Origin of the sequence: Klebsiella sp. Lac1, from assembly GCF_009825425.1 — a bacterium.
Taxonomy (GTDB): domain Bacteria; phylum Pseudomonadota; class Gammaproteobacteria; order Enterobacterales; family Enterobacteriaceae; genus Klebsiella; species Klebsiella electrica.
In genome coordinates this window covers 1,621,035-1,647,020 of sequence record NZ_VJZJ01000001.1, presented here as the reverse complement: position 1 = coordinate 1,647,020, position 25,986 = coordinate 1,621,035, and the positions used below count along the sequence as shown (strand labels likewise).

At 55.0% G+C, this 25,986-nt stretch carries 21 protein-coding genes and 1 riboswitch; of the genes, 8 read left to right on the top strand and 13 right to left on the bottom strand.

Annotation, left to right across the window (positions count from 1 at the left end):
* Nucleotides 1-20 precede the first annotated feature (20 nt).
* Both FNY10_RS07765 and FNY10_RS07755 read right to left on the bottom strand, forming a co-directional pair.
* On the bottom strand, nucleotides 21-623 hold the full coding sequence (locus tag FNY10_RS07765; protein ID WP_131049099.1) for a DJ-1/PfpI family protein: 603 nt from the start codon (nucleotides 621-623) through the stop codon (nucleotides 21-23).
* A gap of 354 nt (nucleotides 624-977) precedes the next feature.
* Nucleotides 978-3,317, bottom strand: a complete 2,340-nt coding sequence (locus tag FNY10_RS07755; protein ID WP_131049097.1) for a glycoside hydrolase family 9 protein — start codon at nucleotides 3,315-3,317, stop codon at nucleotides 978-980.
* A 534-nt stretch (nucleotides 3,318-3,851) separates the two neighbouring features.
* On the opposite strand from FNY10_RS07755, the gene FNY10_RS07750 reads away from it, so the two are divergent.
* Complete coding sequence (locus tag FNY10_RS07750) at nucleotides 3,852-6,578, top strand: glycoside hydrolase family 3 protein (RefSeq protein WP_131049096.1); 2,727 nt, start codon at nucleotides 3,852-3,854, stop codon at nucleotides 6,576-6,578.
* A 254-nt stretch (nucleotides 6,579-6,832) separates the two neighbouring features.
* Here FNY10_RS07750 and FNY10_RS07745 read toward each other — a convergent pair whose 3' ends face one another.
* From FNY10_RS07745 to FNY10_RS07720, 6 genes are all read right to left on the bottom strand, one after another.
* Nucleotides 6,833-7,744 (bottom strand): NAD(P)-binding domain-containing protein, encoded by a 912-nt coding sequence (locus FNY10_RS07745; protein ID WP_160704007.1) that lies wholly within the window; start codon nucleotides 7,742-7,744, stop codon nucleotides 6,833-6,835.
* Between the two features lie 210 nt (nucleotides 7,745-7,954).
* Nucleotides 7,955-8,671 carry an ABC transporter ATP-binding protein gene (locus tag FNY10_RS07740; protein WP_141964602.1) on the bottom strand — a complete coding sequence of 239 codons (717 nt, stop codon included), beginning with the start codon at nucleotides 8,669-8,671 and terminating at the stop codon, nucleotides 7,955-7,957.
* Nucleotides 8,668-9,543 carry an ABC transporter ATP-binding protein gene (locus FNY10_RS07735; RefSeq protein WP_141964603.1) on the bottom strand — a complete coding sequence of 292 codons (876 nt, stop codon included), beginning with the start codon at nucleotides 9,541-9,543 and terminating at the stop codon, nucleotides 8,668-8,670. The genes FNY10_RS07740 and FNY10_RS07735 overlap by 4 nt, the downstream gene beginning before the upstream one ends.
* Nucleotides 9,540-10,826, bottom strand: a complete 1,287-nt coding sequence (gene livM / locus FNY10_RS07730) for a high-affinity branched-chain amino acid ABC transporter permease LivM (RefSeq protein WP_160703357.1) — start codon at nucleotides 10,824-10,826, stop codon at nucleotides 9,540-9,542. The genes FNY10_RS07735 and livM overlap by 4 nt, the downstream gene beginning before the upstream one ends.
* Before the next feature lie 10 nt (nucleotides 10,827-10,836).
* Entirely contained in the window at nucleotides 10,837-11,751 is a 915-nt protein-coding gene (locus tag FNY10_RS07725; protein WP_160703359.1) for an ABC transporter permease subunit, read from the bottom strand.
* A 90-nt stretch (nucleotides 11,752-11,841) separates the two neighbouring features.
* On the bottom strand, nucleotides 11,842-12,900 hold the full coding sequence (locus FNY10_RS07720) for a branched-chain amino acid ABC transporter substrate-binding protein (protein WP_416309040.1): 1,059 nt from the start codon (nucleotides 12,898-12,900) through the stop codon (nucleotides 11,842-11,844).
* Nucleotides 12,901-13,604: 704 nt separating this feature from the next.
* Here FNY10_RS07720 and FNY10_RS07715 point away from each other — a divergent pair.
* Nucleotides 13,605-15,011, top strand: a complete 1,407-nt coding sequence (locus FNY10_RS07715) for a glycoside hydrolase family 10 protein (RefSeq protein WP_160704009.1) — start codon at nucleotides 13,605-13,607, stop codon at nucleotides 15,009-15,011.
* Here the strand turns inward: FNY10_RS07715 and FNY10_RS07710 are convergent.
* The 5 genes from FNY10_RS07710 to FNY10_RS07690 all read right to left on the bottom strand — a co-directional run bounded on the left by FNY10_RS07710 (nucleotide 14,944) and on the right by FNY10_RS07690 (nucleotide 19,090).
* Complete coding sequence (locus FNY10_RS07710) at nucleotides 14,944-16,275, bottom strand: type II toxin-antitoxin system HipA family toxin (protein WP_160703363.1); 1,332 nt, start codon at nucleotides 16,273-16,275, stop codon at nucleotides 14,944-14,946. The genes FNY10_RS07715 and FNY10_RS07710 overlap by 68 nt on opposite strands.
* Nucleotides 16,275-16,547: a type II toxin-antitoxin system antitoxin HipB gene (gene hipB / locus FNY10_RS07705; protein ID WP_160703365.1), complete on the bottom strand. Its 273-nt coding sequence runs from the start codon at nucleotides 16,545-16,547 to the stop codon at nucleotides 16,275-16,277. Before hipB ends, FNY10_RS07710 begins: the two co-directional genes overlap by 1 nt.
* Nucleotides 16,548-16,752: 205 nt before the next feature.
* Nucleotides 16,753-17,307: a sigma-70 family RNA polymerase sigma factor gene (locus tag FNY10_RS07700; protein WP_160703367.1), complete on the bottom strand. Its 555-nt coding sequence runs from the start codon at nucleotides 17,305-17,307 to the stop codon at nucleotides 16,753-16,755.
* Nucleotides 17,308-17,312: 5 nt separating this feature from the next.
* Nucleotides 17,313-17,729 (bottom strand): hypothetical protein, encoded by a 417-nt coding sequence (locus FNY10_RS07695; RefSeq protein ID WP_160703369.1) that lies wholly within the window; start codon nucleotides 17,727-17,729, stop codon nucleotides 17,313-17,315.
* A 119-nt stretch (nucleotides 17,730-17,848) separates the two neighbouring features.
* Entirely contained in the window at nucleotides 17,849-19,090 is a 1,242-nt protein-coding gene (locus FNY10_RS07690) for a sensor domain-containing diguanylate cyclase (RefSeq protein WP_160703371.1), read from the bottom strand.
* A gap of 384 nt (nucleotides 19,091-19,474) precedes the next feature.
* Nucleotides 19,475-19,576: riboswitch (TPP riboswitch) on the top strand.
* Nucleotides 19,577-19,641: 65 nt separating this feature from the next.
* On the opposite strand from FNY10_RS07690, the gene FNY10_RS07685 reads away from it, so the two are divergent.
* The 6 genes from FNY10_RS07685 to FNY10_RS07660 all read left to right on the top strand — a co-directional run bounded on the left by FNY10_RS07685 (nucleotide 19,642) and on the right by FNY10_RS07660 (nucleotide 25,924).
* The gene (locus FNY10_RS07685) at nucleotides 19,642-20,334 is read left to right on the top strand and encodes a TenA family protein (RefSeq protein ID WP_160703373.1); all 693 of its coding nucleotides are present in this window, start codon (nucleotides 19,642-19,644) and stop codon (nucleotides 20,332-20,334) included.
* Complete coding sequence (locus tag FNY10_RS07680; RefSeq protein WP_160703375.1) at nucleotides 20,331-21,059, top strand: ABC transporter ATP-binding protein; 729 nt, start codon at nucleotides 20,331-20,333, stop codon at nucleotides 21,057-21,059. Before FNY10_RS07685 ends, FNY10_RS07680 begins: the two co-directional genes overlap by 4 nt.
* The gene (locus FNY10_RS07675) at nucleotides 21,056-21,796 is read left to right on the top strand and encodes an ABC transporter permease (RefSeq protein WP_131049085.1); all 741 of its coding nucleotides are present in this window, start codon (nucleotides 21,056-21,058) and stop codon (nucleotides 21,794-21,796) included. Before FNY10_RS07680 ends, FNY10_RS07675 begins: the two co-directional genes overlap by 4 nt.
* 9 nt (nucleotides 21,797-21,805) lie before the next feature.
* Nucleotides 21,806-22,741, top strand: a complete 936-nt coding sequence (locus tag FNY10_RS07670; RefSeq protein ID WP_141964611.1) for an ABC transporter substrate-binding protein — start codon at nucleotides 21,806-21,808, stop codon at nucleotides 22,739-22,741.
* Nucleotides 22,742-23,047: 306 nt separating this feature from the next.
* A complete protein-coding gene (locus tag FNY10_RS07665) occupies nucleotides 23,048-24,433 on the top strand; it encodes a diaminobutyrate--2-oxoglutarate transaminase (protein WP_131049083.1) in 1,386 nt (461 codons plus the stop codon).
* 9 nt (nucleotides 24,434-24,442) lie between these two features.
* A complete protein-coding gene (locus tag FNY10_RS07660; RefSeq protein WP_160703377.1) occupies nucleotides 24,443-25,924 on the top strand; it encodes a pyridoxal phosphate-dependent decarboxylase family protein in 1,482 nt (493 codons plus the stop codon).
* Nucleotides 25,925-25,986 lie beyond the last annotated feature (62 nt).

Here is a 25,986-nt window from a genome sequence, read left to right as displayed (position 1 = left end):
TCCCGTTATCAGTAACCGCATCAGGCTTCGGGAAACATCCCGGATGTAAACGCCGCTTTCATTGCTTCAATTTCCTTTTCCTGAGCAGCATTTAATGCGGCAAGCATATTGCAGGTAAAATCAAGAAAACCGACGCCGCTGGCGGTTACCAGATTGCCATCACGAACAGAAGGTGCATTTAGGTACCTTGCTGCTCCGTTATAGGCTGCTCCCGCCTTGTTCTGTAAGTATGTCAGCCCATTTGAAGTATGGTCGACATCATTGAGAAAACCATTTGCGCCCAGGAACGCTGAAGCATCGCATATTGCACCGACCACAATCTGCCGCTCCATCGCTCGTTTTACCAGGGGCACAACTCGCTGCGCCTCTTTCCCCCACCAATTCGTACCGCCTACCAGCACCAGAGCGGCATAATCGTCAGGCAAAGTTTGGAAAGTATAATCCGGCAGAGAGCGAACTCCTCCGATTGACATTACTGGCCCATCGTCGGCAGCAACGGTCCTGACTTCATATTGCGGCTCCCAAATACCGAATCCCCGGCGCAGTCCTGGAGCCAGCAGAGCAAACTCCCAGTCGGCATATTCTGGGATTAGCACAAACAGTATTTCGTTATTAGTATTCATGGACATCTCCCTCTCATTTGTAAGCGAATGCGGCCACTTGTTGTGATAATTTTTATGTCTGTCTGATCTCAGTCATCCGGTGTCTGGCGAGAAAACGCACCATGGTGGAAGGGTAAACCCAGAACAGGCAGACGGTATCAGCGCCTGTTTTCTGCCCCGACGAGACGAGCAGCTGGCAGATATCGCACCTATACCCGGTCACTACCCCTCGTTGCCCGCCAACGGCGAATAAGCGTCCTCAGTGACTGCCCTCACGCATCCCCATTCCATGACCCGTTGAACTCACACTCATTAGCAGCCATAAAAAAAGGTGCGGCATATCATCATGCCGCACCTCATATTATATTTTCAATTTTACTTATTCAGATAGCCTTCATCAATATAGCTGGTTGTCCAGAAGAAAGGAGCATTCCAGTTAATCGTCACTTCATTCAGAGTCCATGCGCCAATTTCATCTTTCCAGCACGTTTGCCCGACACAATGTCCTTTGAGACTGGCAGCGATAGGGTCGCTGAAATTTATCGAGTTTGGCCCGCCGGACATTACGCCTGGCGGCACAAGCGGTGATGACGGGTCGATCTGCTGTGCCCAAAATCGATGATGTGGATTCTTGAGCGGCCGGCTACCGTAACCGGATACATAGGATTGATCAAGCGGGTTGCGACCGAGAATATAATCCATGGCGTCAGACATCGCCTGGACATATTTGCGGTCTCCGGTGAAATCATGCGCCAGACCAAGGAAAATACTCCGGTTCATCAGATTCGAGTTAGAACCCCATGGATACTGCTCAGCAGAATAAGGGATCAGATATCCTTCGGTCTGAACGCTTTGCGCGTAGGCATTCGCAGTATTAATAATGGTCTGTCTGGCTTTGCTAACTTCTTCAGCTGGAAGATTGTTAGGCACCATCGCCAGGGTAATGGTACCGGCAGCAGAGACATCCTGCCAGAAGAGATCGCCCGTCGCCTCTTTATCGCCCTTAGGACTGGCGAGGTAGTAGCGCGAATGTTTTATCGCATCGAGATATTCCGCTTTACCTGTTGTGGTAAACAGCTCAGCCGCAGCCCAATAGAACTCATCATCCACTTTGGTATCATCATACGGGCCAGAACCAACAAAGTTATCGTAGGCATAAATATTCGGATGTTTATTAGCCGATTTCCATGCTTTCTCTGCCGCAGTGAGACAGCGTTTCGCATAGGCCGCGTCCGTATCTTTCCAGACACGTGCACATTGCGCCGCCGTCGCCGCCAGATTTAAGGTCGCTGCAGTACTCGGCTGACTTAAATAACGCGGTTGAGGATCTTTATGTGGAGGAAGCGGCATGCCGGTCCAGGCCTCATCGGCCACTTTGTGGAACGCCATCCCTGAAGCATCGATCTCTGTCAGCTTGAGCGCCTCAAGATGCGCGGATTGATCTCCGACGGGCACCCACGCCTTCTTGCCATCAGGGACCTGCATTGCCAGCATGAAGTCCATCATCCAGCGCGCTTCATCCAGAAGATCGTTCTTGCTATTGTGATTTTCTGGGATTTTTACCTTACCATCGCGAAATGCACTTTCCTTAATATTGCGAGAGTATTTCTCGTGCTCAAAGAAATTCATTAAGGTCCATGTGGAAATACCCCCGTTTACCACGTATTTACCCTGGTCCCCCGCATCATACCAGCCACCGGTAACATCCAGTTTATAATCACAGCCAGGCCATTTATTACCTTTGGCGTCGGTCTTATTAAAGCAGGTTACTCGCTCTGATGGATGCCCCGCCGGACGAGCAAGATCGGGGCGTTGAACATACTCTTTCTCAATAGCAATACCGCTACGCTGCTGGTAGAAGAAAGAGAGCGCATCGTACTTCAGCTGATGATACAGTTTGCTACTGATATTAAATGGATGGCTCTTTTTACCATCAACAACCAAAGTTAATTTGTCTGCTTCTTCAGTGTACTGGCTGAAATCGATAATATGAACGTTCTCATTCGAGGCACGATTAATACCGAAAGGTTTAGTCTGACCTTCTGCGACTTTCGTCCCCACACTATTGAGCAGAGTCCAGTTCAATGGCTGCGTCGAATCACTCACCATGGTTGCTCGTTTCAAGGCATGCGGCAAGTACCCGACCTGGTTTACCCTAATCGGCGCAAAGTTCGTTGCTAACTTCAGCCGGGGCCCTTTCAAGGAAACGTTGCTAAGACAAACCGTTGTCGGAGACTGGGTACCCAGCTGTAGCTGGAACTGGGCCTTCTCATCTGCTGATTTCGGCGTGAATTTAAAATTAAAATCTTTTCGCGTTTCGTTTAATTCAACGTCTTGCACGAAATAGTTGGTATATGGCGCGCCATCTTGTTGAACCAAAATCTTGGCGCTAATCGGCTTCTTCGTGACTGCTGTAAAGCTAAGATTATAAGACTGACCTTCGGCCAGCGGGATCCCGGACTGCGCAAAAATGACATCCCAGGGATTCGCCCCGCCATTCGTGAAGGTGAAACATCCCATACTGTCTACCCGCTCCAGCTGGCCGCCTGCGCCCCACCAACCATCCGTCCCAGAGGCGAAACTACCATTATTCACTAATTCCTCTGCCGGGCTGGCACTCGGATCATTCGCGCTGCCATCACCGTTGACACAACCCTGTAAAGCAAAAAGACTTGAGAAAATGAGTGAGAACTTAACTGTTCTGCGTATTTTCATTGTAAACTCTCCGAATTGAGGCACCCTAAACCTAATGATTCAACAAAATAGATCACAGAAAAATCAATCAGCAATTAAATAGATTGATGCAACTCCTTTCGCCGCCTTCTGATGAATGGAATTGTTTACGTGCTAAATATTTTGTAGTTTGTGTTGATTTACAAATTCATATACACAGCCCATCCCGGAATTACTATCAACGCCAGTCGGCAGTCATTAAGCAACCTCAGTAAATATAGCTGACCATATGATTTCCATAAGGAACTACATGTAAAGCACCTTGTGTCATGTACGACTCCATTGCCATCATAGCCACATCACTACTCATCTGAAATCGATTTCTAGATATCCGATCGATTTTTGTGATTGCCATCTATGTTTAGAAGATGAGCCTTGCAGTTCCTTCAGCAAGGCATAGATTGCGAAGGTTGTTCATGCTCTTATAGCTCACGAATGCGTCATGCATAAAACATGAACACGGCATAGACATGCATGTGAAATCGATTTCTATGAAACTTACTCTGGGGTTAGTGTATGAAAATCATGCTGGGGGCTAACTGCGCGCTGGCTGCCTTATTGACCGCCAATGTCGCGTTGGCATCGAATGAAGTTGCCGTTGCGCCTTACTTTTCCGACTGGCCTACGATACATAGCGCCATTGCCAAAGATGAAATACTTGAGAATAAAGTCAAAGACATTCTTGCAAAGATGACCCTTGAAGAAAAAATTGGTCAAATGCTGCAGCCCGACTTTCGGGAAATCACGCCTGAGGAAGTGGTTCAATATAAAATTGGCTCCGTTCTTAACGGCGGCGGAGGTTGGCCGGATAACAATAAGCATTCCCTGGCCCGTAGCTGGGTCACTGAAGCAGATAAATACTGGAAAGCAACGGATAAGGCTTTTGCTGGCCGTGGTTTCAGAATCCCCTTTATGTGGGCTACCGATGCTGTTCATGGCCATAACAACGTCTTCCAGGCCACACTCTTCCCACATAATATTGGCTTAGGGGCCGCCCGCGATCCGGATTTAATTTATAGAATTGGTCAGGCAACGGCACTCGAAGTTGCGGCCACAGGTCTTGACTGGACCTTTGCTCCCACTGTCGCTGTACCACGTGACGATCGCTGGGGACGCACTTACGAAGGCTATTCTGAGGACCCGTCGATCGTTTATGCCTATGCAAAAGAGATGGTCAGGGGTCTACAAGGTTCTGCATCTGACCTGAAGGGACAACATCACGTTATTTCCACCGTCAAGCATTTTGTTGGCGATGGCGGTACCCTGTACGGTGTTGATCGCGGCGATACCCATTATTCAGAGGATGACCTGCGTAATATACACGCGGTAGGATATTTTTCAGGCCTGGATGCCGGCGCGCAGGCCGTGATGGCCTCGTTTAATAGCTGGAAAAACGATAAAAATTCCGCGCAGGGAATGAAGGCCGGGAGCGAGTATAACGGTAAACTGCACGGCAGCTATTATATGCTCACCCAGGTACTTAAGGACAAAATGGGTTTTGATGGCGTAGTCATATCCGACTGGAACGGCCATAGTGAAATATCAGGTTGTAGTATGGGGGCCTGCGAAGCAGCAGTCATGGCTGGAATAGATATTTTCATGGTCACGGCAAGAAAGGACTGGATGTCATTTCGGACCAGCTTACTTGATAGTGTAAATAACAAAACTATTCCCGTTTCCAGAATTGACGATGCTGTCAGTCGCATCCTGAGGGTCAAAATGCGGGCCGGTATGTGGGATAAACCGATGCCGTCTCAGCGCAGTCTTGCAGGAAGTCAGAGCATTCTTGGGAATCCTGACCACCGCGCCCTGGCACGGGAAGCGGTACGTAAATCATTAGTTTTACTAAAGAACAAGAATAATATCCTGCCCCTTAGCCGGGATCTTAAAGTCCTGGTGGCGGGTAGCGCCGCGAATGATATTAGCAAGCAAATTGGCGGCTGGAGCCTCACCTGGCAAGGGACGGAGAATAACTTATCGGATTTTCCTGGCGCCGTTACCATCGTGGGGGCAGTGGAGAAATCCATTGGCAAACACAACGTCATGACCCTCTCCTCAAGCGAGTTGGATCTTAAAGAAAGGCCCAACGTGGCGATTGTTGCCATGGGTGAAGACTCTTATGCAGAGTGGTTAGGTGATATTCCTGATAATAAAACGCTATCTTACTCAGAGCTGAAGGCTGGTTATTCCGGTGATGTCAAACTATTAAGGCAACTCAATAAAGCCGGCATCCCGACGGTTGTTATTTTGCTCTCTGGCAGACCGCTCTATGTCAACGAAGAGATCAATCTTGCCGATGCATTCGTTGCCGCCTGGTTACCCGGGACCGAAGCGCAAGGCATTACCGATGTTATTTTCCGTGATGCTAACAACACGATAAATCATGATTTCCAGGGAACGTTGTCGTTCTCATGGCCAGCACAAAAATGTGCGACCACCATCAACAGAACGCCAACCAATATCGCTGAATGGCAGCGCCCGGAATTTGAGCAAAAGCCGGACAAAGAGAATGTATTATTTAATTTCGGTTACGGATTGTCCTACAACTCGCCTTCACGACCGGCGGCGAATTATCAAGATCTGGATCGCTTACCGCTTGATAAGCGTCGTCTGGGGTGCCGGGAGTTAAGCATGGAGAAATCGCCAGTCGCCACCACCCGACTTGAGCTGTTCGGTGAAAAGGCTTCTGAAGAGCATCGTTTAAGAATGGGAGATGAGAGTAACTGGACCGGTACTGAGGTATCGGTAAACGGTAAATCCGCAATGCAGTATATTAGCGTGCGCCCTGTCGATTATAAAAGGCAGCAGGATGCACGTGAGGTCACATTTATGGGGACCAGCGAGAGTACCGGGGCCTCTGTTCAATTACAGACAACCAATGTTAAAGGGATCAACCGGAATAATTACCTCAAGGCGAACAGTAACTTGATGGTAACTTTGCGCCTTAAGAAAAACCCCGACCGCAAAATGGAAATCGGTATGCAGTGCGGTTGGCCATGCGCCTCCTCCATTGCCATCAATGATACCTTAAATACTCTCCCGCTAAATAAATGGGTCACGCTAAGCATTCCGTTAACCTGTTTCAAAGAAAATATGGATTTTTCTAAAACCAATACGCCATTTATTCTGACGACCACGGCGAATGCCCAACTCGATTTGGGATTAATTAACTGGACGCCTGCGAGCATGAAGCCGGAGATGGATAACATCGTCCGGGTCAATTGTGATGGAACCCCAAGGTAAATCCTGATGTAAGTCTCTATGGCTAACGCTATCCGACAGTTTCAGTCTATGGCTGTCGGATAGGGTGTTAAGCCTGGTGAAATAGCCAGCCCGCCATACTTTGTCGGCGTAGCGGTGCCCAAAACGGGAATCGCTACGCATGACATTATGATTTATAACGATTTAATGAAAAATGCGTGCGCTACGTGAATTCCAGGCTGTTAGCACTCCGGGAATGCACAACAATTCACGCAGGCACCCTGCTTTTTTTGGCATTACTGTCCGCCAGTCGGTCTTCCCGCCAGCCAGGCATAGACCGACGCCAGGTCACGCCCGGCAAATCCCTCGGCGGCGGCTTCATCCCAACAGTCGGCAATGGCGGAGAGAATCGGCAGTTGGGTCTCTTCCGCCGCGTCAAGCGCCAGCCGCGCATCTTTCAGCGCATGACTGAGCTGCATCTGCGGAGTAAAATCATTCGCCGCGATCATCTCCAGCTTGGCTTTCACATACGGTGCCGCCAGCGGGCCGCCGTCAAGCGCGCCCCACAACGCTTCGGGAGTAAAACCTAATTTCGCCGCCAGTAACGTACTTTCAGCCACCCCTTCCATCATGGTGATCAGCCAGGCGTTCAGTACCAGCTTCATTTTCTGACTGTTGCCGGCGTCGCCAAACCATTGTGTGCCGCGCGCTATTGCGGCAAAGACGCTCTCGGCCTTCGCCCCTCGCTGACGATCCCCGCTGGCCAGCACCAGAATTTGCGCATTCTCCGCCGGTTTTTTGGTTCCCGACACCGGCGCATCGAGGTAGACCATCGATGGGCGAAGCGACGCCAGCAGATCCACAGCCTCCTGCGTTTCTTCCACGCCAATCGTCCCCATCTGGCAAAAAACGGCATCTGGCTGGCAAACCGGAGCTATTTCGCGAATCGCATTCAGGGTCGCTTCGCCATCGGTCAGAACCGACAGAATCACCTCCGCCGCTGCCGCGGCTTGTTGCGGCGTCGCATGAAGAGTTAATCCGCTGGCTATCAAATCCTCACCCCGCTCAGGGGTACGGTTCCAGCCATGAACAGTGAAACCTTTTTTTAACAGATTGCTGGCAAAAGCATGCCCCATGGCACCGAGCCCAATAACGGCAACTACCGGTAAGTTCATTCCATTTCTCCCGCGTGAATTTCGCACCTGCATTGCGTCCCGCTGACGTCGGTAGCGCGCTGAGCAGATAAAGGTCATTCAGTATGCCCGCATCCGCGGAATAAAGGCCAGCACGTTTATCGCCTTTATCCTGCACAAATCAGCAGCTTGCCCTGGCGAGAAAGGCAAACGCCGGCAGAAAATCGTCGGCGGAGGGGGATAGTTTTACGCTTGAATTACGCGAAATAGTGACACCGTCACTTATCAGGCCACGCCGAGATAGGCATTCCTCACTTGCGGATTGTTCAACAGCTCCCTGCCCGTTCCGGTTAATTGAATCTGACCATTCACCATAACGTAGGCGCGGTCGGAAAGCTTCAGCGCATGATGCGCATTCTGTTCCACCAGAAACAGCGTCATACCCTGCTGCGTCAGCTCACGCAGGATCTGGAATATCTGTTTGACCACCAGCGGCGCCAGGCCAAGACTGGGCTCATCCAGCAGTAACAGTTTTGGCCGGCTCATCAATGCCCTGGCAATCGCCAGCATCTGCTGCTCGCCTCCCGATAGCGTCATGGCGCGCTGCGCCCGTCGCTCTTCCAGACGAGGAAAAAGCTGATACATTCGCGCCTTGTCTTCATTCTGATAGCGGCTGCCCACGGGAATTGTCCCCATCAGCAGGTTTTCTTCCACCGTCATATCGGCAAAAATCCGCCGCCCTTCCGGCGCCTGGGCGATACCGTTACTGGCAATAAAATGGGTGGACCGTCGGCTGATATCCTCGCCGCGATAGCGAATCTCTCCTTCGGCGATGCGCGGCTGACCAAAAATGGACATTAACAGCGTCGATTTCCCGGCACCGTTGGCGCCGATTAGCGCCACCGTCTCTCCTTCCTTTACCGTTAAGGAGACCTGCTTCAACGCCTGAATCTGACCATAGAACACATCAACCTGACGAAATTCCAGCAACGGTTGGCTCATTCGGCAAGCTCCTCTTCATCGGTTCCCAGATAGGCCGCGATCACGCTGATATTCGACTGAATCTCCTTCGGTTCGCCACGGGCGATAACATCGCCATGATCGAGCACGATCACGTGATCGGAAATCGCCATCACCATCCCCATATCATGTTCAATCAATAATACCGTCACGCCGTGATACTGGCGCAGGAAGCGGATAATCTGACTTAGCGCCTGAGTCTCAACGGGATTCAGCCCCGCCGCCGGCTCATCGAGACAGATAATCTCGGGCCCGGTACACATCGTGCGGGCAATCTCCAGCCGCCGCTGCTGCCCGTAGGAGAGCGTTCCCGCCAGCAGATTAGCGCAATCCGCCATCCCGACCACCTCCAGCCAGTAGAAGGCCCGATCCAGCGCCCGGCTTTCGGCATTGCGATACCCACGGGTATTGAAGATCCCGGCGAGTAAATGACGATTTACCTGCATATGCTGGGCCACCAGCAGATTTTCAATCACCGACATCTCACGAAACAGCCGGATATTCTGGAAGGTCCGCGCCAGCCCCGCCCGGTTAACCAGATGGGCCCCACCGAACATTTTGTAATACAGCCGCGATCCCAGCGCGGCAGGATGGAGAAAATCCGTCGGATGAAGCTTTTGTCCCAGTACCTGAATCACGTCGGTCATCCGCGAACGGGCATGCAGCCTGATCGTCCCGCCGGTCGCGCGATAAAACCCGGTCAGACAGTTAAATACCGTGGTTTTTCCCGCGCCATTAGGGCCAATCAGCGCGGTAATCGACCCTCTTTTGACCTCAAGATTGACATCATTGAGCGCTTTAATACCGCCAAAATGCATCATCAGATGCTCGACCTGCAAAATATGGTCATTCATGGCGCCACTCCCTTGCGTACCGCCACCCCGGTACGACTGGTACGTACCAGCCCACGCGGCCGCCAGATCATCATCAGCACCATCAAGACACCAAACAGCAGCACCCGATATTCGTCGAACCCGCGGAGCAGTTCCGGGGCCACCGTCAGGACAAATGCGGCCAGCACCACGCCCAGCGTCGAGCCCATACCGCCCAGTACAACGATGGCCAGAATCAGCGCCGACTCAAAAAAGGTAAACGAGGTCGGGTTAACAAACCCCTGATAGGTGGCAAAAAAGACCCCGGCAATCCCCGCCGTAGACGCCCCCAGCATAAACGCCGAGAGTTTCACCAGCACATGATTCAGTCCCATGGCCCGACAGGCTATCTCATCTTCACGCAGCGCCTCCCATGCGCGTCCGACAGGCATCCGCGCCAGTCGGTGCTTAATAAACAGCACCAGCAGGACCACCAGGCAAAGCACGGCGTAGATAAAGATAAATTTGAGGTTGGGGTTATAGCTGATGTGCAGAAACTCGTGGATGGGCACCCCGCCGTCTTTGGCCCGCCGGCCAAACTCAAGACCGAACAGCGTCGGCGCCGGGACGGAAACCCCATTCGGTCCGCCGGTAAAACTGACCCAGTTGTTCAGCACCAGGCGGATAATTTCACCAAACCCAAGGGTAACAATCGCCAGATAATCGCCATGCATGCGCAGCACCGGAAATCCCAGCAGCGCGCCGGCCAGCGCCGCCATAATGGCGCCTGTCGGCAGCATTGCCCAGAAACCCAGCCCCAGATACTGATAACCCAGCGCCAGCCCGTAGGCGCCAATGGCATAAAAGGCCACATAGCCCAGGTCGAGCAGACCCGCCAGACCGACCACAATATTCAGCCCCAGTCCCAGCAGCACATAAATCAGCCCGAGAATGGCTACCGTCAGCAGATATTTCGTGGCGATAATCGGGAACAGGATGGCGAGGACCACCAGCAGCGGAATCACCCAGCGCAGCCGCGAACGATAGCCCGCGGGTCTCACATATACGCCATCATGCGTTCCTTCAAAGCGGGCGAGGAACTGGCGACAGCTGCGACTTTGCAACAGCAGACTGAGCAGCAGCCGCCCGAGCATCACGATGCCAACCAGTATCAACACCCGCTGCGTTGACAGATTGTAACTGTAACCTTTAAGCACAATGCCCACGATCGGGCCAAATACGATCAGCGCGCACAATCCGGCCAGGATGCTGTCGATCAGGCAGCGCCTGATATCCAGCCCCGGCTTACGGGACACTTCAGCCATGTTCGCCCCCTTAAACCTTGGCAACCATCGGACGACCCAGCAACCCTTGCGGACGGAAAATCAGGATCGCCACCAGCAGCGCGAAGGAAAAAACATCTTTGTAATCCGAGTTCACCAGCCCGGCGAACTGCGCTTCGGCCACTCCCAGCAGTAAACCGCCGAGCATCGCGCCAGGTAGCGAGCCAATCCCCCCCAGCACGGCGGCGGTAAAGGCTTTGATACCGATAATAAAACCGATATAGAAATCAAAGGTGCCGTAGTTCATGGTCACCAGCACGCCAGCCAGACCGGCCATCGCCGCGCCAATGACAAAAACCAGCGAGATAACCCTGTCGGTATTAATCCCAAGGATGGCGGCCATGCGCCGATCCTGCTGCGTCGCCCGACAGATACGCCCGAGCCGGGTATGCTGGATTATCCACGTCAGGGCAATCATGCCCACCAGCGCCGCGACGAGGATAAATATTTTGGTCCAGGTGATTTGCACGATGCCGTCGCCAACCTCAAAACGCAGTACCCCGGAGAGCAGCGTCGGGATCCCCTGTTGATTGGGTCCCTGGCTGATTTGGACATAGTTCTGCAGGATAAGCGACATGCCGATAGCTGAGATCAGCGGCGCCAGGCGGGTGGAGTTGCGCAACGGTCGGTAGGCGATACGTTCGATAGTCCAGCCGTAGACGCCGGTCACCACAATAGTGAAGATCAGCGTGGCAAAGATCAGCAAAGGAAAAGAGTGAATCCCAAACCCGGAGAGCAACGCCAGCCCGATAGCGCACAGATAGGCCGAAATCATATACACCTCGCCGTGAGCGAAGTTAATCATGCCGATGATGCCGTACACCATGGTATAGCCGATGGCGATTAATCCATATACGGCGCCCAGCGTCAGCCCATTGATCAATTGTTGTAAAAAGAACGCTTCCATAGACACCATCCTGCCGGCAAACGGGCAGCAAACAGCCTGGCCTGCCTTTTCGCGAATAGCCCCTTGCTCAGGGGCGGAGAGTTATGGCGGTTAAAGCTGGTGATATTTGCCTTTATCATCCCACTTATAAACCACGTAATCCGATACCTTCAGGTCTCCCTTGCCATCCCAGGCCTTTTTGCCCATGACGGTATCGACGCTGTGGTTTTTCAGCCATTCGCTGGCTTTGGTGTTATCGGTTCCGACGGCATTATAGGCGGCGGCGATCGCCTGGATCGACGTGTAGGCATACAGGGTATAGCCTTCCGGTTCGAAACCGCTGGCGCGGAATTTTTCAATCACCGCTTTCCCTTCGGCAATGGTTCGCGGATCCTGACCGAAGGTCATCAGCACGCCGTCAGTGAACTGTGGGCCACCGGCGGCGGTCACCAGCTCCTGCGTCACGATGCAATCGCCGGAGAAGAATTTCGCCTGTACCCCCTGTTCTCTCATCTGCCGAACCAGCGGACCGGCTTCCGGATGACAGCCGCCGAAATAGACGACGTCAGGCTTCAGCGCGCCAATTTTGGTGACCAGCGCGTTGAAATCCTTCTCACCACGGGACAGCCCCTCGTACAGCACCTCTTTCGTCCCGCGTTTCGCCAGCGCGGCGCGGGTGGCATCCGCCAGTCCCTGACCATAGGTATCTTTATCGTGGATCACGGCGATTTTTTTCGCCTTCAGCACATCCAGTATATAGTTCGCCGCAATCGCCCCTTGCTGGTCGTCGCGACCGCACATACGGAACATATCTTTCATACCGCGTTCGGTGATTTGCGGGTTCGTCGAGCCCGGGGTGATGGTCAGAATACCGGCCTCGTCATAGACCTCGGAAGCCGGCATGGTGGATGACGAACAGAAATGCCCCACCACGGCAGAGACGCCGGACTCATCGACCAGGCGGTTCGCCACCGCTACCGCCTGTTTGGGTTCGCAGGCATCATCACCCTGAACCAGCACAATTTTTTCGCCTTTAATTCCTCCCGCCGCATTAATATCCGCCGCCGCCTGCGAGGCCCCTTTCCAGTACTGGGCGCCATAAGTCGCATTCGGCCCGGTAAACGGTCCGGCAACACCAATCTTCACATCCGCCTGCGCGTAAAATGCCACGCTCATACAACCCGCAATCGCAACATGAAGCGTCAACTTTTTCAGTTTCAGAGACATTCGATATTCCTCAGCGATTTATAGCCTTGCGCCCGGTTATGGCACGGAAAATATCAATTACTGTTTGGTTTGCCGAAGGCTGACAATGTGCCGTCACGGCCAGAGTGGAAGAAGCAAAAATCCCGCCAGGGAGAGATGGCGCGTCAGACAGCCGGGTAATGGATGGCAATAACGCGTGATAACACCGTTATCGCCTGCGGCTGACGCGCATTTCAGCACCAGTCAGGAGGTCGGTTGCCATCACGTGGCGAGTCGGGAACTGCGGCGTCCATATCGACCAGCGAGCTAAACATAGTTGCTCTTTTCACTCGTTGCGCACTGCCCTGGTGCAAAAGTGCGAAAATGATCATGAGTGTGAATAATTTTGTTGCGGTATTGTGAACAATATAACAAGACGCATGACAAGCGGCGCGTTAACAGCGGATTCCACGCTACGCACTCATAACTCACCCTTATTATTCCCATCGTGAAAGCGGGCCTCCTCTGACAGGAAAAGGGGCGATAACAACCCGCCGCTGTGGCGGCGCAAGCAACCGCCGGGGCCCGTACTGCCCAGGAAACAGCGGGAGAATACACACACTGATTGACTTGAATTCGAATCGTAGGAAAATGCCTCTTCAACGCAACGACCTATAACGATGACGAATATGATTTTCTGCTCTCGTAGCGTCCCTGTTTTCTCTAAAGTGACTCTGTCCGCCGCGGCTGTGGCCGCCGCGCTGCTGTTGGTGAGCTGTTCCGGCAAACCGCCCGGCTCTCTGGTGACTCCGCTCCCCCCGGCGCAGAAACAGCCCCATGCCCCCAAAACCCATGAGCCGGTACGCGGCGTCTGGCTGACAACGGTGTCTCGTCTTGACTGGCCGCCGGTCGCCTCGGTGACGACTGGCGATCCTGCGCTGCGTATCCGCCAGCAGCAGAAAGCGTTGACCGATAAACTGGATAAGCTGCAAAGCCTCGGCATTAATACCGTCTTCTTTCAGGTCAAACCGGATGGCACCGCGCTATGGCCGTCAAAAATTTTGCCGTGGTCCGATATGCTGACCGGCCACATCGGCCAGGATCCGGGCTACGACCCGCTGCAGTTTATGCTCGATGAAGCCCACAAACGCGGTATGCGGGTCCATGCCTGGTTTAACCCCTATCGCGTCTCCGTGAACACCCGGCCCAAAACCGTCAGCGAACTCAACGGGACGCTGTCGCAAGTTCCCTCCAGCGTCTTCGTGCTGCATCGCGACTGGATTCGTACCGCCGGCGACCGCTTTGTCCTCGACCCGGGGATTCCGCAAGTGCGCGACTGGATAACCAGCATCGTTGCCGAAGTGGTGGAACACTACCCGGTTGACGGCGTGCAGTTTGACGATTACTTCTACACCGAGTCGCCGGGTTCGGCGCTGAACGACTCGCAGACCTACCAGCAGTACGGGCAGGGATATGCTTCCAAAGCGGACTGGCGGCGACACAATACCCAGCAGCTGATAGCCCAGGTATCACGCACCATCAAGCAGCTCAATCCCGATGTGGAGTTTGGCGTCAGTCCGGCGGGCGTCTGGCGTAACCGCTCCCACGATCCGGCGGGCTCTGATACCCGCGGCGCGGCGGCGTATGATGAGTCTTACGCCGATACCCGCAGCTGGGTTCAGCAGGGTCTGCTCGACTACATCGCCCCCCAGCTGTACTGGCCCTTTGCCCGTGACGCGGCCCGCTATGATGTGCTGGCGAAATGGTGGGCCGACGTGGTGAAACCGACCGGCACCCGGCTGTATATCGGCGTGGCGCTGTATAAAATTGGCGAACCGTCGAAGAATGAACCCGACTGGATGGTCAACGGCGGCGTGCCGGAGCTGAAGAAACAGCTGGATTTGAACGAGTCGATGCCGCAAATCCAGGGGACTATCCTGTTCCGGGAAAACTATCTCAACCAGCCGCAGACCCAGCAGGCGGTGAACTACCTGAAAAGCCGCTGGGGAAGTTACGCCGGGCCTGCACTCAGCCCGCCGGCGACGCCGCCATTGCGTTCTGCAAGCGTGAATGGACCCACAGTAAGCGATCGGTGATCGCCTCATACACCGGTTGTGAAAAGTCAGGCGGTAAAGTCCCCTTTACCGCCTCAACCGCGCGGGGAACGTTATCGACAAAATAGCGCAGAATCTCCAGCATCTGCGGCCGGGCAAACCCGACCTCTTTAGCCGTGGCGAGAAAGTGACGCGGATAGAGCGTCTGGATCTCCGTTTTACGTCCTTTACTGGCCTTCAGACTCATTGACAGCTTGAGATCGCTCAGGTGCAGCCCCTTCCCGCCAAGCAGCGGAAACGCGGAGATAATGTCGTAGAACGGGGTTAAGCGGTAGCTGCCGCCCGGCTGGAGGTAAATCGAGAAGTTTTTCGCGTGGCCATCGGTTGCGCCAATCAGCCACTGAAACACCATAAACTTCATAAAGTTATAGCGATCCTCGAGTGCCTCGCTGGAGCCAACCAGAAAAGCCATAATTGCCCGAATGCCCGGCCCGCCGTCGGACTCATACTTAATCGATGACGGAATGCCGAAGGCCTGACACAGGTCTTCCTGCGGCAAACGCAGCAGCACCGTCTTCTCCTGCGCCCAGCGGCGATCGAAACGTTCAACCGCCAGCGCCCTGGTGCTGGCGGTCTGAATAATACTGGCCTGCGGAACGGCAAAACTCAGCGCGCGAGCCAGAGCTAAACACAAATATTCGTTATCGACGCTTTCGCTGAGATCCAGCACCGCATCCGGCTGTTTGATTTCGCCAATGGGCAGCTTAATGATGTGGGTGGTCGGCGTGGTACCCGTCGGGATACACCACTGCTCGCCGATTTTCAGCAGCGCGGTTTTCTCCTGGGCTCCGGCCACCGAGATCCTGAAATCATCATGTTCGTTGACCATCCCGAGCGGTATATCCGACCGGTAGGCCGTCAGCAGCGCGTCCAGGGCGTGGTTATCCAGCGGCTCCCAGCTTAGTGCTCCCCGGGGCGCATTTTCTCCTGGCGGGAGTAATGTCACCGCGCCGACGCTGTCCCGGCCGATCTCGGCCAGCAGATCAAACGGCTGCTTTGAACGCGCCCGATAGCGCTTAACAATGCGGTCCCGTACCCGCGGACTGTCCGGCAGCAGATTGTCAAAGTAGTTAAACACCGCCTCATCGGTAATGTTACCGTACTGCAGCGGGAGCGACAGTGAGAGCGGCCTGGCGCGAGGATTGCGCATCCACGCCTCTTCATAGCGGAAAAGATGCGCGCCGTTGGCCTGCTTGATAAGCTCGCCGACTCGCTCATTATTCATCCATGTCACGAGAGTGGCCATTACCAGTCCAGATCCTGTGGGTTATCATGGTTATCGCCGCTATCCGGCGCATTTTTTTCGCAAATCGCCATCGACAGTTCCAGCGACTGTAAAATTTTAAACACCGTGGTTAACGTCGTTTTCTCGGGATGATTTTCAAAGTTAGAGACGGTGGCCTGTTTAATCCCCATTCGCTGCGCGAGGTCGCTCTGCGTCCACTGGTTTTTCTGGCGTACCAGCTTGAGATAGTTTGCCAGCTGAACCGGGCTGTATATCGTTGGTGAAGGGCTCATCGTGTCTCCTTATCCTCTTCTGCGGATAAAACACTATTTATACCCTACCGGGGATAATGTCAACCGGAGCGGTTCCGCACCACTCTCCTTAATATCCCCACCAGGGGATAAATATAAAAATATCCCCTGGTGGGGATATTGTGGTGGTATTCAGGATTTTGTCAGGCGCGCAGCGCAAGGGGAAAGCGCGGGCCGGGCGGCGGACTCAGCCGCCGACCAGCTCATCGTAGAAGGTTCGCAAACGGGTACGAAGATAGAGCACGGCTTTATGTTTGCGCGAGAGCAGCGCCTGCTCGCTGGCACCGCACTCTTCAGCCAGCGCCTTATAGCTGTATCCCTGCAGTTCGGTCTTCTCAAAGACCTCGCGCTGGGCTGGAGGCAGTTCGGACAGCGCCTGATTCAACGCCTCCCACAGCAACGCTTTCAGATACTCCTCTTCCGGCGTCTGCGGTACGCCAAACAGCGTCTCTGCAAGCTCATCCTCCGGCAGAAAGTCATCCGGGTTCACATAGCCCGCTAAGGGCAGCTCGTGTTTTTTGCGCGCCCGGTCGGTCATCTCGTTGCGCGCCGCGCGAAACAGCCATGCCGCCACGTTCTCCACCGGCTGTTCCACGGTCATCAGCTGACAGGTGACTTCCTGCAGGATATCATCCGCATCGTCGCGTACCGGCGTCCGGCCGCGAATAAACGCGCTCAGCCGTGAGCGACAGGCGTTGATTGCCGATAGCAACAGCGACTCCCCGGCGCCCCCTGTTTTCATCTGACTCACTCGTCTGGCGTCGTTTTGACCGCATCGTTCTGCGGCGGGGCTTTCTCCTCCCGGCGTTCGCGCCAGCCGCAGTGCCCACGCGGGTCACGATGGTGGAAGCGCTGAACAAACTCTTCGCGCTGTTCCGGGCTCATCTTCATCCAGCGTTCGTGCATCCGGCGCCGCATCCCGAACATACCGGGATGCAAGCCCAGACCGCCAAACAGAATACGCGACAGCGCCAGGAGACCTAACGCCTGCCAGAAACCAATGCTCTTGACGCCAAGAATGGCCGGCAGCAACGCATTCCACAGCGACATCACCAGCAGGCCAAGAATTGCGATCAGTACCACGCCGATAATCAGCGGCTTAGCCATGCGATGATGACCGAAGCGGCGATCGCGCTCATATCCGTGCATTCCAAAACCTCTCATCAGTATGACCTCATTAACGTAGTGAAAAGTAACCTTGTGCTGAGGTAGACGAATGAGCGGCGGAAATATTGCTAAAAAAATAAAAAAGATGTTCGGCAGACCAGTCTTGCTACCGATTTTTAATATTTTTCGACCAGATACAGCTTCACTTGATTGCGCCCTTCTTTCTTCGCCGCATACAGCGCTTTATCGACGCGATTAAACAGCTGATTGATCTCTTCCCCCTCTTGATGTTCAGCGACGCCAATGCTGACCGTTACCGTACCGGTATACTCAGGGGTATGGTAACAGCTGACCGCGTGGCGAATCGCTTCCGCCATCGCCAGCGCCGGCGCGATTGACGCTCCGGGGAGAAATAATAAAAACTCCTCTCCGCCCCAGCGATAGATTTTGTCCTCAATTTTGGCGGTGGACTCAAGTATTCGGGAAATCGCCTGCAGTACCTCATCGCCTTTTTGATGTCCGTAGTTATCATTAATCGCTTTAAAATTATCGACATCAACCAGCAGCAGACAAAAACCTTCAGCGTGAGATAACGAGGAATCCACAATGCGATAAAACTCACGTCGATTGAGTAATCCGGTTAAAGGATCGTGAGTGGCCGCAAATTCAAGTTCTGCCTTCAGATGCACCTCTTCCGTAACGTCATGAATAATACACAGCATCAACCGGGTACGATTCAGCACCACCGGCCCGGCATAAGTCTGAACATAGCGGATAGAGCCATCGGACAGAATATGGGTAAAGTTAAGCGGCTTGTGGCCACCGGGCAAGCTTGCCACGCCGTGCATAACGGGAAGCACGTCCTTTCCCAGGATATTGATTTGCCAGGTATGGCGGGTGCGCATCTCATCGGCGGTGTAGTTATAAAACCGCAGCGCGGCGATATTGGCATCAACAATTCGGCCGTCCTGTTCAGGGTCGATAAGCAGCATCGGGGCGGAACTGGTCATAAAAAATCGCGCGAAGAAACGATTACTGCGCCGTTTGTAATGATGTGTGGGGTGCACCTTAACCGCGTCATTTTGCTGCAGGATTTTGACGGCTTCGAAAAGAATTAGAGTGTCATATTCTGCTGATTTAATCAGGGTGGTTTTACAATAAACCGGACGCGGACCCTCCGTCGTTTGAATGGTCCATACTTCGAATACTTCAGCAATGTTTTTGAAGTAGTACAGATAATTCTGCAGGCTGCGCTCTGGACAGGTGGAGAGCGGGCCTTTGCGCATGTCATCCAGCGACATCTCTCCGCTAAGAGTTCTGGAGGCCTGATTACAATAGACGACGGCTTCTTTGAAAGGATGAACCACCCAGACAGGCGTAGTGAGTAAATCAAAAATCATTAACTCTTTTAATAACATGCAGCCCTCCAGCAAGCAGGCATCACGTCCCTGAACGACGCGCTTATCGTCAATATAGTCCAACGGCGTAAGCTAATGAAATGATGTCGAAAGTTCAGAACCGAGATGCAGACGCCGGAAGTATAGTTCCTTTTTGCTTACGGGAAGGATATCGGGAAAGCAAAACGGCGCTGTCGATGACAGAAGCCGGGCCCGGCATGGTGTCCGCCGTTGCTGAGTGATTTGCCGATACGCTTAATTCTGCACAAACAGCCAGCTAAAAACACACCCAAAGCCAGCCGCCGTTGAGCATTTAAGCACCATAAAACGTGACAGTGTCACATAAACCGGCGCAAAATCACCCGCGGCCGGGATTGTAATCAAAAAGTGAATGCCGTATAACATGGCGCAACCGAGGGGTGTCCCGTGAGGGCTGAGATGGCGTAAGCCGAACCCTTTGAACCTGATCTGGGTCATGCCAGCGAAGGGACGGGTCGGCAATTTTGCCAGTTTACCGCCATTGCCTGTTCATACTTCCGCACACCCGGATCTCCCCGCTATCAGGAGGTCCTGTGATTCTGCCGATCTTTACCCAGGGTATTTATGGTCGTCTGCGCCAGCAGGCGGGATGCGACTGGGAACAGTACGTCGCCCATCCCTTTCTCCGCCAGCTTGCCGAGGGAACCCTGCCCGAACGCGCTTTCCGACGCTATCTGACGCAGGACTACCTGTTCCTGCTCCACTTTGCCCGGTGCTATGCCCTGTTGGTCAGCAAACTGCGCACGCTCCCGGAGATGCGCGCCGCGGCCGCCTCAATGAACGAGATCCTTGGCGAACTGCCGCTGCACGTCGGCTATTGCGCGAGCTGGGGGCTGGATGAAGCCACAATGGCCGCCGAAAGCGAAGCGCCGGAAACGGTGAACTACACCCGCTACGTGCTGGATATCGGTCATGCCGGCGATGCGCTCGATCTGCTGGCGGCGCTGATGCCCTGCGTGGCTGGCTATGCGGAAATCGGCCTTGGATTGCTCCACGACCCGGCCACCCGACTCACCGACAACCCCTATGCTTCCTGGATCCGTAACTACGGCGATGCGGGCTATCTCGACGGCGTCACCGCGGCCATCGGCCTGCTGGAAAGCGTCTGGCAGCAGCGCGGCGGCGAGTCGCGCCTCGCAGAGCTGAGCGTCATCTTCACCACCGCCACCCGTCTGGAAGCCAACTTCTGGCAGATGGGGCTGAATGCCGCGGCGGTTGGCCGGTGATGGCTCCGACCATTGCCGTGCGGGAATTAAGCCTGCGCTTCGGCTCGCGGGTCATTTTTGACAAGCTGTCGTTCGATATTCCCGCTGGACAGTGGGTTTCGCTGCTGGGCGCCAGCGGCGCCGGAAAAACCAGTCTGCTGCGAATTATCGCCGGACTGGCCGCCCCCACCCACGGTCAGGTTCAGGCCAGCGACGGGCGGCCGCTGGGCCCTCGTCTGGCCTGGATGGGGCAAAAAGATCTGCTCTATCCGTGGCTGAGCGTGCGCGACAACGTTGCGCTTGGCGCCCGCCTGCGCGGGGAGCGCGTCGATCGCCAGCGGGTCGCAACCTTATTGGAGCAGGTGGGGCTCAGCCACTGCGCCAACGATCGTCCGGCCTCGCTCTCCGGCGGCATGCGTCAGCGGGCGGCGCTGGCGCGCACGCTGTATGAAGATCGGCCGATCGTGTTAATGGATGAGCCTTTTTCGGCGCTGGACACCCTTACCCGCACGCGTATCCAGACGCTGGCGGCGGAACTGCTGACTCAGCGTACCGTGGTGTTGATTACCCACGACCCGATGGAAGCCTGCCGGCTCAGCCATCGCCTGCTGGTGCTCGCGCCGCCGCCCGGCGGCATCGATGATTCCCATCACCTGGCGGGGATACCGCCGCGGGCGCCTGACGATCCGGCGCTGTTGCTGGGCCAGGCAGAGCTGCTGCAACAGTTGATGAGGGCCAACAGATGAGAGGGAAACTCTGTCGCGGCGGCGTGGTGTTCTGCGGCCTGCTGGTGTTCTGGTGGCTGCTCAGTCGCAGCGGCATCCCGGCGTTCCTGCTGCCGTCGCCATCGGCGGTGGCTGTCGCCCTGTGGGACAACCGCAGCTGGCTGGGCTGGCACGCGCTGGTTACCTTGAGCGAGATCCTCAGTGGTCTGGCGCTCGGGGTGCTGCTCGGGGTGGTATTGGCCCTGTGCATGATGATATCGCCGCGCTTACAGCGCTGGCTGATGCCGCTGGTGCTGACCAGTCAGGCGATTCCGGTCTTCGCCCTCGCCCCGCTGCTGGTGCTGTGGTTTGGCTTCGGGATGAGCGCCAAAGTGATGATGGCGGTTCTGGTGATTTTCTTCCCCGTGACGTCGGCATTTTTTGACGGTCTGCGGCGGGTTAATCACGACTACCTCGATCTGGCTCGAACAATGGGCGCCTCCTCAGGGGCGCAGCTCCGCCATGTCCGCCTGATGGCCGCCCTGCCGGCGCTGGGCTCCGGTCTGCGCATGGCCGCTGCCGTCGCGCCAATCGGCGCGATCATCGGCGAATGGGTCGGGTCCGCCGAAGGACTGGGCTATGTGATGCTCAATGCCAATGCGCGCATGCAAACCGATGTCTGCTTTGCGGCGTTGTTTATTTTAGTGCTGCTGACCATTGTGCTATGGCTGGCAGTGGATGCTCTGTTACACCGGCTGATCAACTGGACGCCGGAATAAGGAATAATCATGCGTAAACCCGTTTTCACCGCCGTCGCATTAACCGCGTTTATCAGCGGACAGGCGATGGCCAACGAAAAGCTGACCCTGGTGCTGGACTGGTACATTAACCCGGACCACGCGCCGATTATGGTGGCGGAACAGATTGGTGCCTTTAAAGCGCAAGGGCTGGACGTTAAGATAGTACCGCCGTCTGACCCGGCCCTGCCGCCGCGTCTGGTGGCCGCCGGTCAGGCGGATCTGGCTATCACCTATCAGCCGCAGGTGCACTTTTTTGCTGATGAGGGGCTACCGCTGGTGCGGGTCGGTACATTGATTAACTCGCCGTTGAACACGGTGATCGCCCTGGATAAACGCATCAAAACCCCCGCCGACCTAAAAGGGAAAAAAGTCGGCTACTCGGTCAGCGGTATCGAGCAGGCTACGCTGGCGACGATGGCGCAACATGCCCATATCGATCCGCAAAGCATCAAGCTGATTAACGTCAATTTCCAGCTGACCAGCGCCCTGCTGGCCGGTCAGGTTGATGCGGTGATTGGCGGCTATCGTAATATTGAAGCGCTGGAGCTTAAACTGCAGGGTAAAGACCCGCAGGTGATGAACGTCGAAGATTTCGGCGTGCCGGCCTACGATGAGCTGGTGATTGTCGCGCGGCGCGATGAAATTCATGCGGCCAAAATCAAAAAATTCCTCGCCGCGCTGCAGGAAGGTGTCGCCTATCTGCGCGCACATCCGCAGGAAACCTGGCAGGCGTTTGCCGCCGCCCATCCGGAGCTGAATAGCGAACTGAACAAGCAGGCCTGGCAGCAGACGGCCCCCCTGTTTGCCGCCAGGCCTGCGGCGCTGGATAAGGCCCGCTACGAGGCTTATGAACAGTTTTTATATAACAACAAGTTGGTTAAAAAAATCACACCTTTAACGCAATATGCGGTCGAACTGGATTGAGTAACCTTACTGCTGACGGAAGAATTTCCGTCAGCTCATTTAGCGAAGCGGTAATAAACCCCGGCGCTTTCCCTCACTAAGAATTACACTTTTAATGGTTTTACAACACTTTGAATAATCCATTAAAATCAATGCATTAGCATTGATTTTTGCGGTGTAAAAATAACGTAAAAATACCTCAATAAATAAAACATTGAATGACGATTTAAAAAGCCATATATTGTGCGCGCTTTATGAATGGCGATTCATTTTCTTAAACCAATTATTCAACCAGAGTTCAACCGTAACGCTGGTTGTGGGAGTGATATGATGACGGATAAAGTCCGTATTGATACTTTAAGTGCAGATTTATTGGACGCTAACAACGAAACCTTTTTGGCCCGTCAGGCTGAATTCGAATCGAACGTCAGGAGTTACCCGCGCAAGCTGCCGCTGGCTATCACAAAAGCGGAAGGCGTGTGGTTAACCGATGCGGATAACAAACAGTATCTGGATTGCCTTGCCGGTGCTGGTACCCTCGCTCTTGGCCATAACCACCCTGATGTGCTGCAAAGCATCCAAAGTGTCATTACCAGCGGCTTGCCGTTACATACGCTCGATCTGACTACCCCGTTAAAAGATCGCTTCTCCGAATACCTGCTCTCCCTGTTACCGGGTGAAGGTAAAGAATACTGCCTGCAGTTCACCGGCCCGTCCGGCGCTGACGCCGTGGAAGCGGCCCTGAAACTGGCGAAAAAATACACCGGCCGTTCTTCGGTCATCAGCTTCTCCGGCGGCTACCACGGGATGACCCACGGCGCGCTGTCGGTGACCGGCAACCTGTCGCCGAAAGAAGCGGTCAACGGCATGATGCCGGAAGTACAGTTTATGCCGTATCCGCATCAGTACCGCTGCCCGCTGGGTATCGGCGGCGAAGCGGGCGTGAAAGCGCTGACTTACTACTTCGAAAACCTGATCAACGATGTGGAAAGCGGCGTGCGTAAACCGGCGGCGGTGATTCTCGAAGCCGTTCAGGGCGAAGGCGGCGTGAACCCGGCTCCGGTCGAGTGGCTGCAGCGCATCCGCAAAGTGACTCAGGAACACGGCATTCTGCTGATCATCGACGAAGTTCAGGCTGGCTTTGCCCGTACCGGTAAACTGTTTGCCTTCGAACACGCCGGTATTGAGCCGGACATCATCGTGATGTCGAAAGCTGTAGGCGGCGGTCTGCCGCTGGCCGTACTGGGTATCAAAAAGCAGTTTGACGCCTGGGAACCGGGTCACCATACCGGTACCTTCCGCGGTAACCAGCTGGCAATGGCCACCGGGTTGACCACTCTGCGTCATCTGAAAGATAACGGCATTGCTGACAAAGTGGCCGCCCAGGGCGAGTGGCTGAAAGGCAAACTGGCCGACATGCAGAAACGCTTCCCGGTCATGGGTCACATTCGCGGTCTGGGTCTGATGATCGGTATCGAGATAGTCAACCCGAACGGCGAGCAGGATCATATGGGCTGCTACCCGGCTGACGGCGCGCTGTCCGCCCTGCTGCAGAAGAAATGTTTCGAAGCGGGTCTGATCCTCGAACGCGGCGGCCGTGGCGGCTGCGTCCTGCGCCTGCTGCCGTCGCTGCTGATCAGCAACGCCGAGCTGGAAATTTTCCTCGACAAATTTGAACAGGCCATGCTGGCCGCCGGTGTGCAACCGGTCTGAGTGGAGCGAGTGACCGCAATGTCCAAATTGAATCCGATTCTTGCTGGTTCGCCGCAAAGTATTGAGGCTTATCAGCAGGCGATCGCCCAGACCAGCCAGGCCGTCGCGCAATGGCTGCAGCAGCCTGAGATGTATCAGGGTAAGAGCGTCAGCGAACTGCGCGAGCGCATTACTCTTGAGTTCACCGAGCAGGGCCTGGGTAACCAGGCGGCGATTGAACGGGCTATCGAGTACTTCCTGAAAGACAGCCTGTCGGTGCATCACCCGCAGTGCGTGGCGCATCTGCATTGTCCGAGCCTGGTGGTAAGCCAGGCGGCGGAAGTGCTGATTAACGCCACCAACCAGAGCATGGACTCCTGGGACCAAAGCCCGTCGGCGACTATCATCGAGATGAAGCTGATCGAATGGCTGCGCGCGCAGGTCGGCTACCCGGCCGGCGACGCTGGCGTCTTCACCAGCGGCGGTACCCAAAGCAACCTGATGGGGCTGATGCTGGCGCGCGATGCCTTCTTCGCTCGTCGGGGACACTCCATCCAGCAGGACGGTCTGCCGGGTGACGTGCGTCAGTATAAAGTGCTGTGCTCTGAAAATGCCCACTTCTCGGTGCAGAAGAACATGGCGCTGATGGGCCTCGGCTACCGCGCCGTAACGCCGGTGAAAAGCGACGAATTCGCGCGGATGGACGTGGCTGACCTGAAAGCGAAAATTGCAGATGCGCAGGCGAACGGCGAGCAGATTATGGCGATCGTCGCCACCGCTGGTACCACCGACGCGGGGGCTATCGACCCGCTGCGTGCTATCGCTGGCGTGGCGGCGGAACATCAGATCTGGCTGCACGTGGATGCGGCATGGGGCGGCGCGTTGCTGCTCTCTGAGCACTACCGCGACTATCTGGACGGCATTGAGTGCGTGGACTCCATTACCCTGGACTTCCACAAGCAGTTCTTCCAGACCATCAGCTGCGGCGCGTTCCTGTTAAAAGATGCGCGCCACTACGAGCTGATGCGCTATCAGGCGGCCTATCTGAACTCCGAGTTCGATGAAGAACACGGCGTGCCGAATCTGGTCGCCAAATCGCTGCAGACCACCCGTCGCTTCGATGCGCTGAAGCTGTGGATGGGTCTGGAAGCGCTGGGGCAGAAGCAGTACGCAGAGATCATCGATCACGGCGTCACCATGGCGAAAAACGTGGCGGAGTATGTTAAATCTCAGCCAACGCTGGAGCTGGTCATGCAGCCGCAGCTGGCGAGCGTGCTGTTCCGCTCTCGCCCGGCGCAGATGGCCGGCAGCGATGATGCCGCTATCGCCCTGCTCAACCAACGTGTCGGGGATGCGCTGCTCGACTCCGGGCGAGCCAACGTCGGCGTGACCGAGCACAACGGCATGACCTGCCTGAAGCTGACGCTGCTGAACCCGATCGTGACGCTTGAGGACGTGAAGGTGCTGCTGAATCTGGTGGAACGCACCGCGCAGGAACTGCTGGCGAAGTAACATCAAGCGGGGCGGCAGTAACAGGCCGCCCCGCTCAATAATCCCCGCCGGGAAACTTGCCT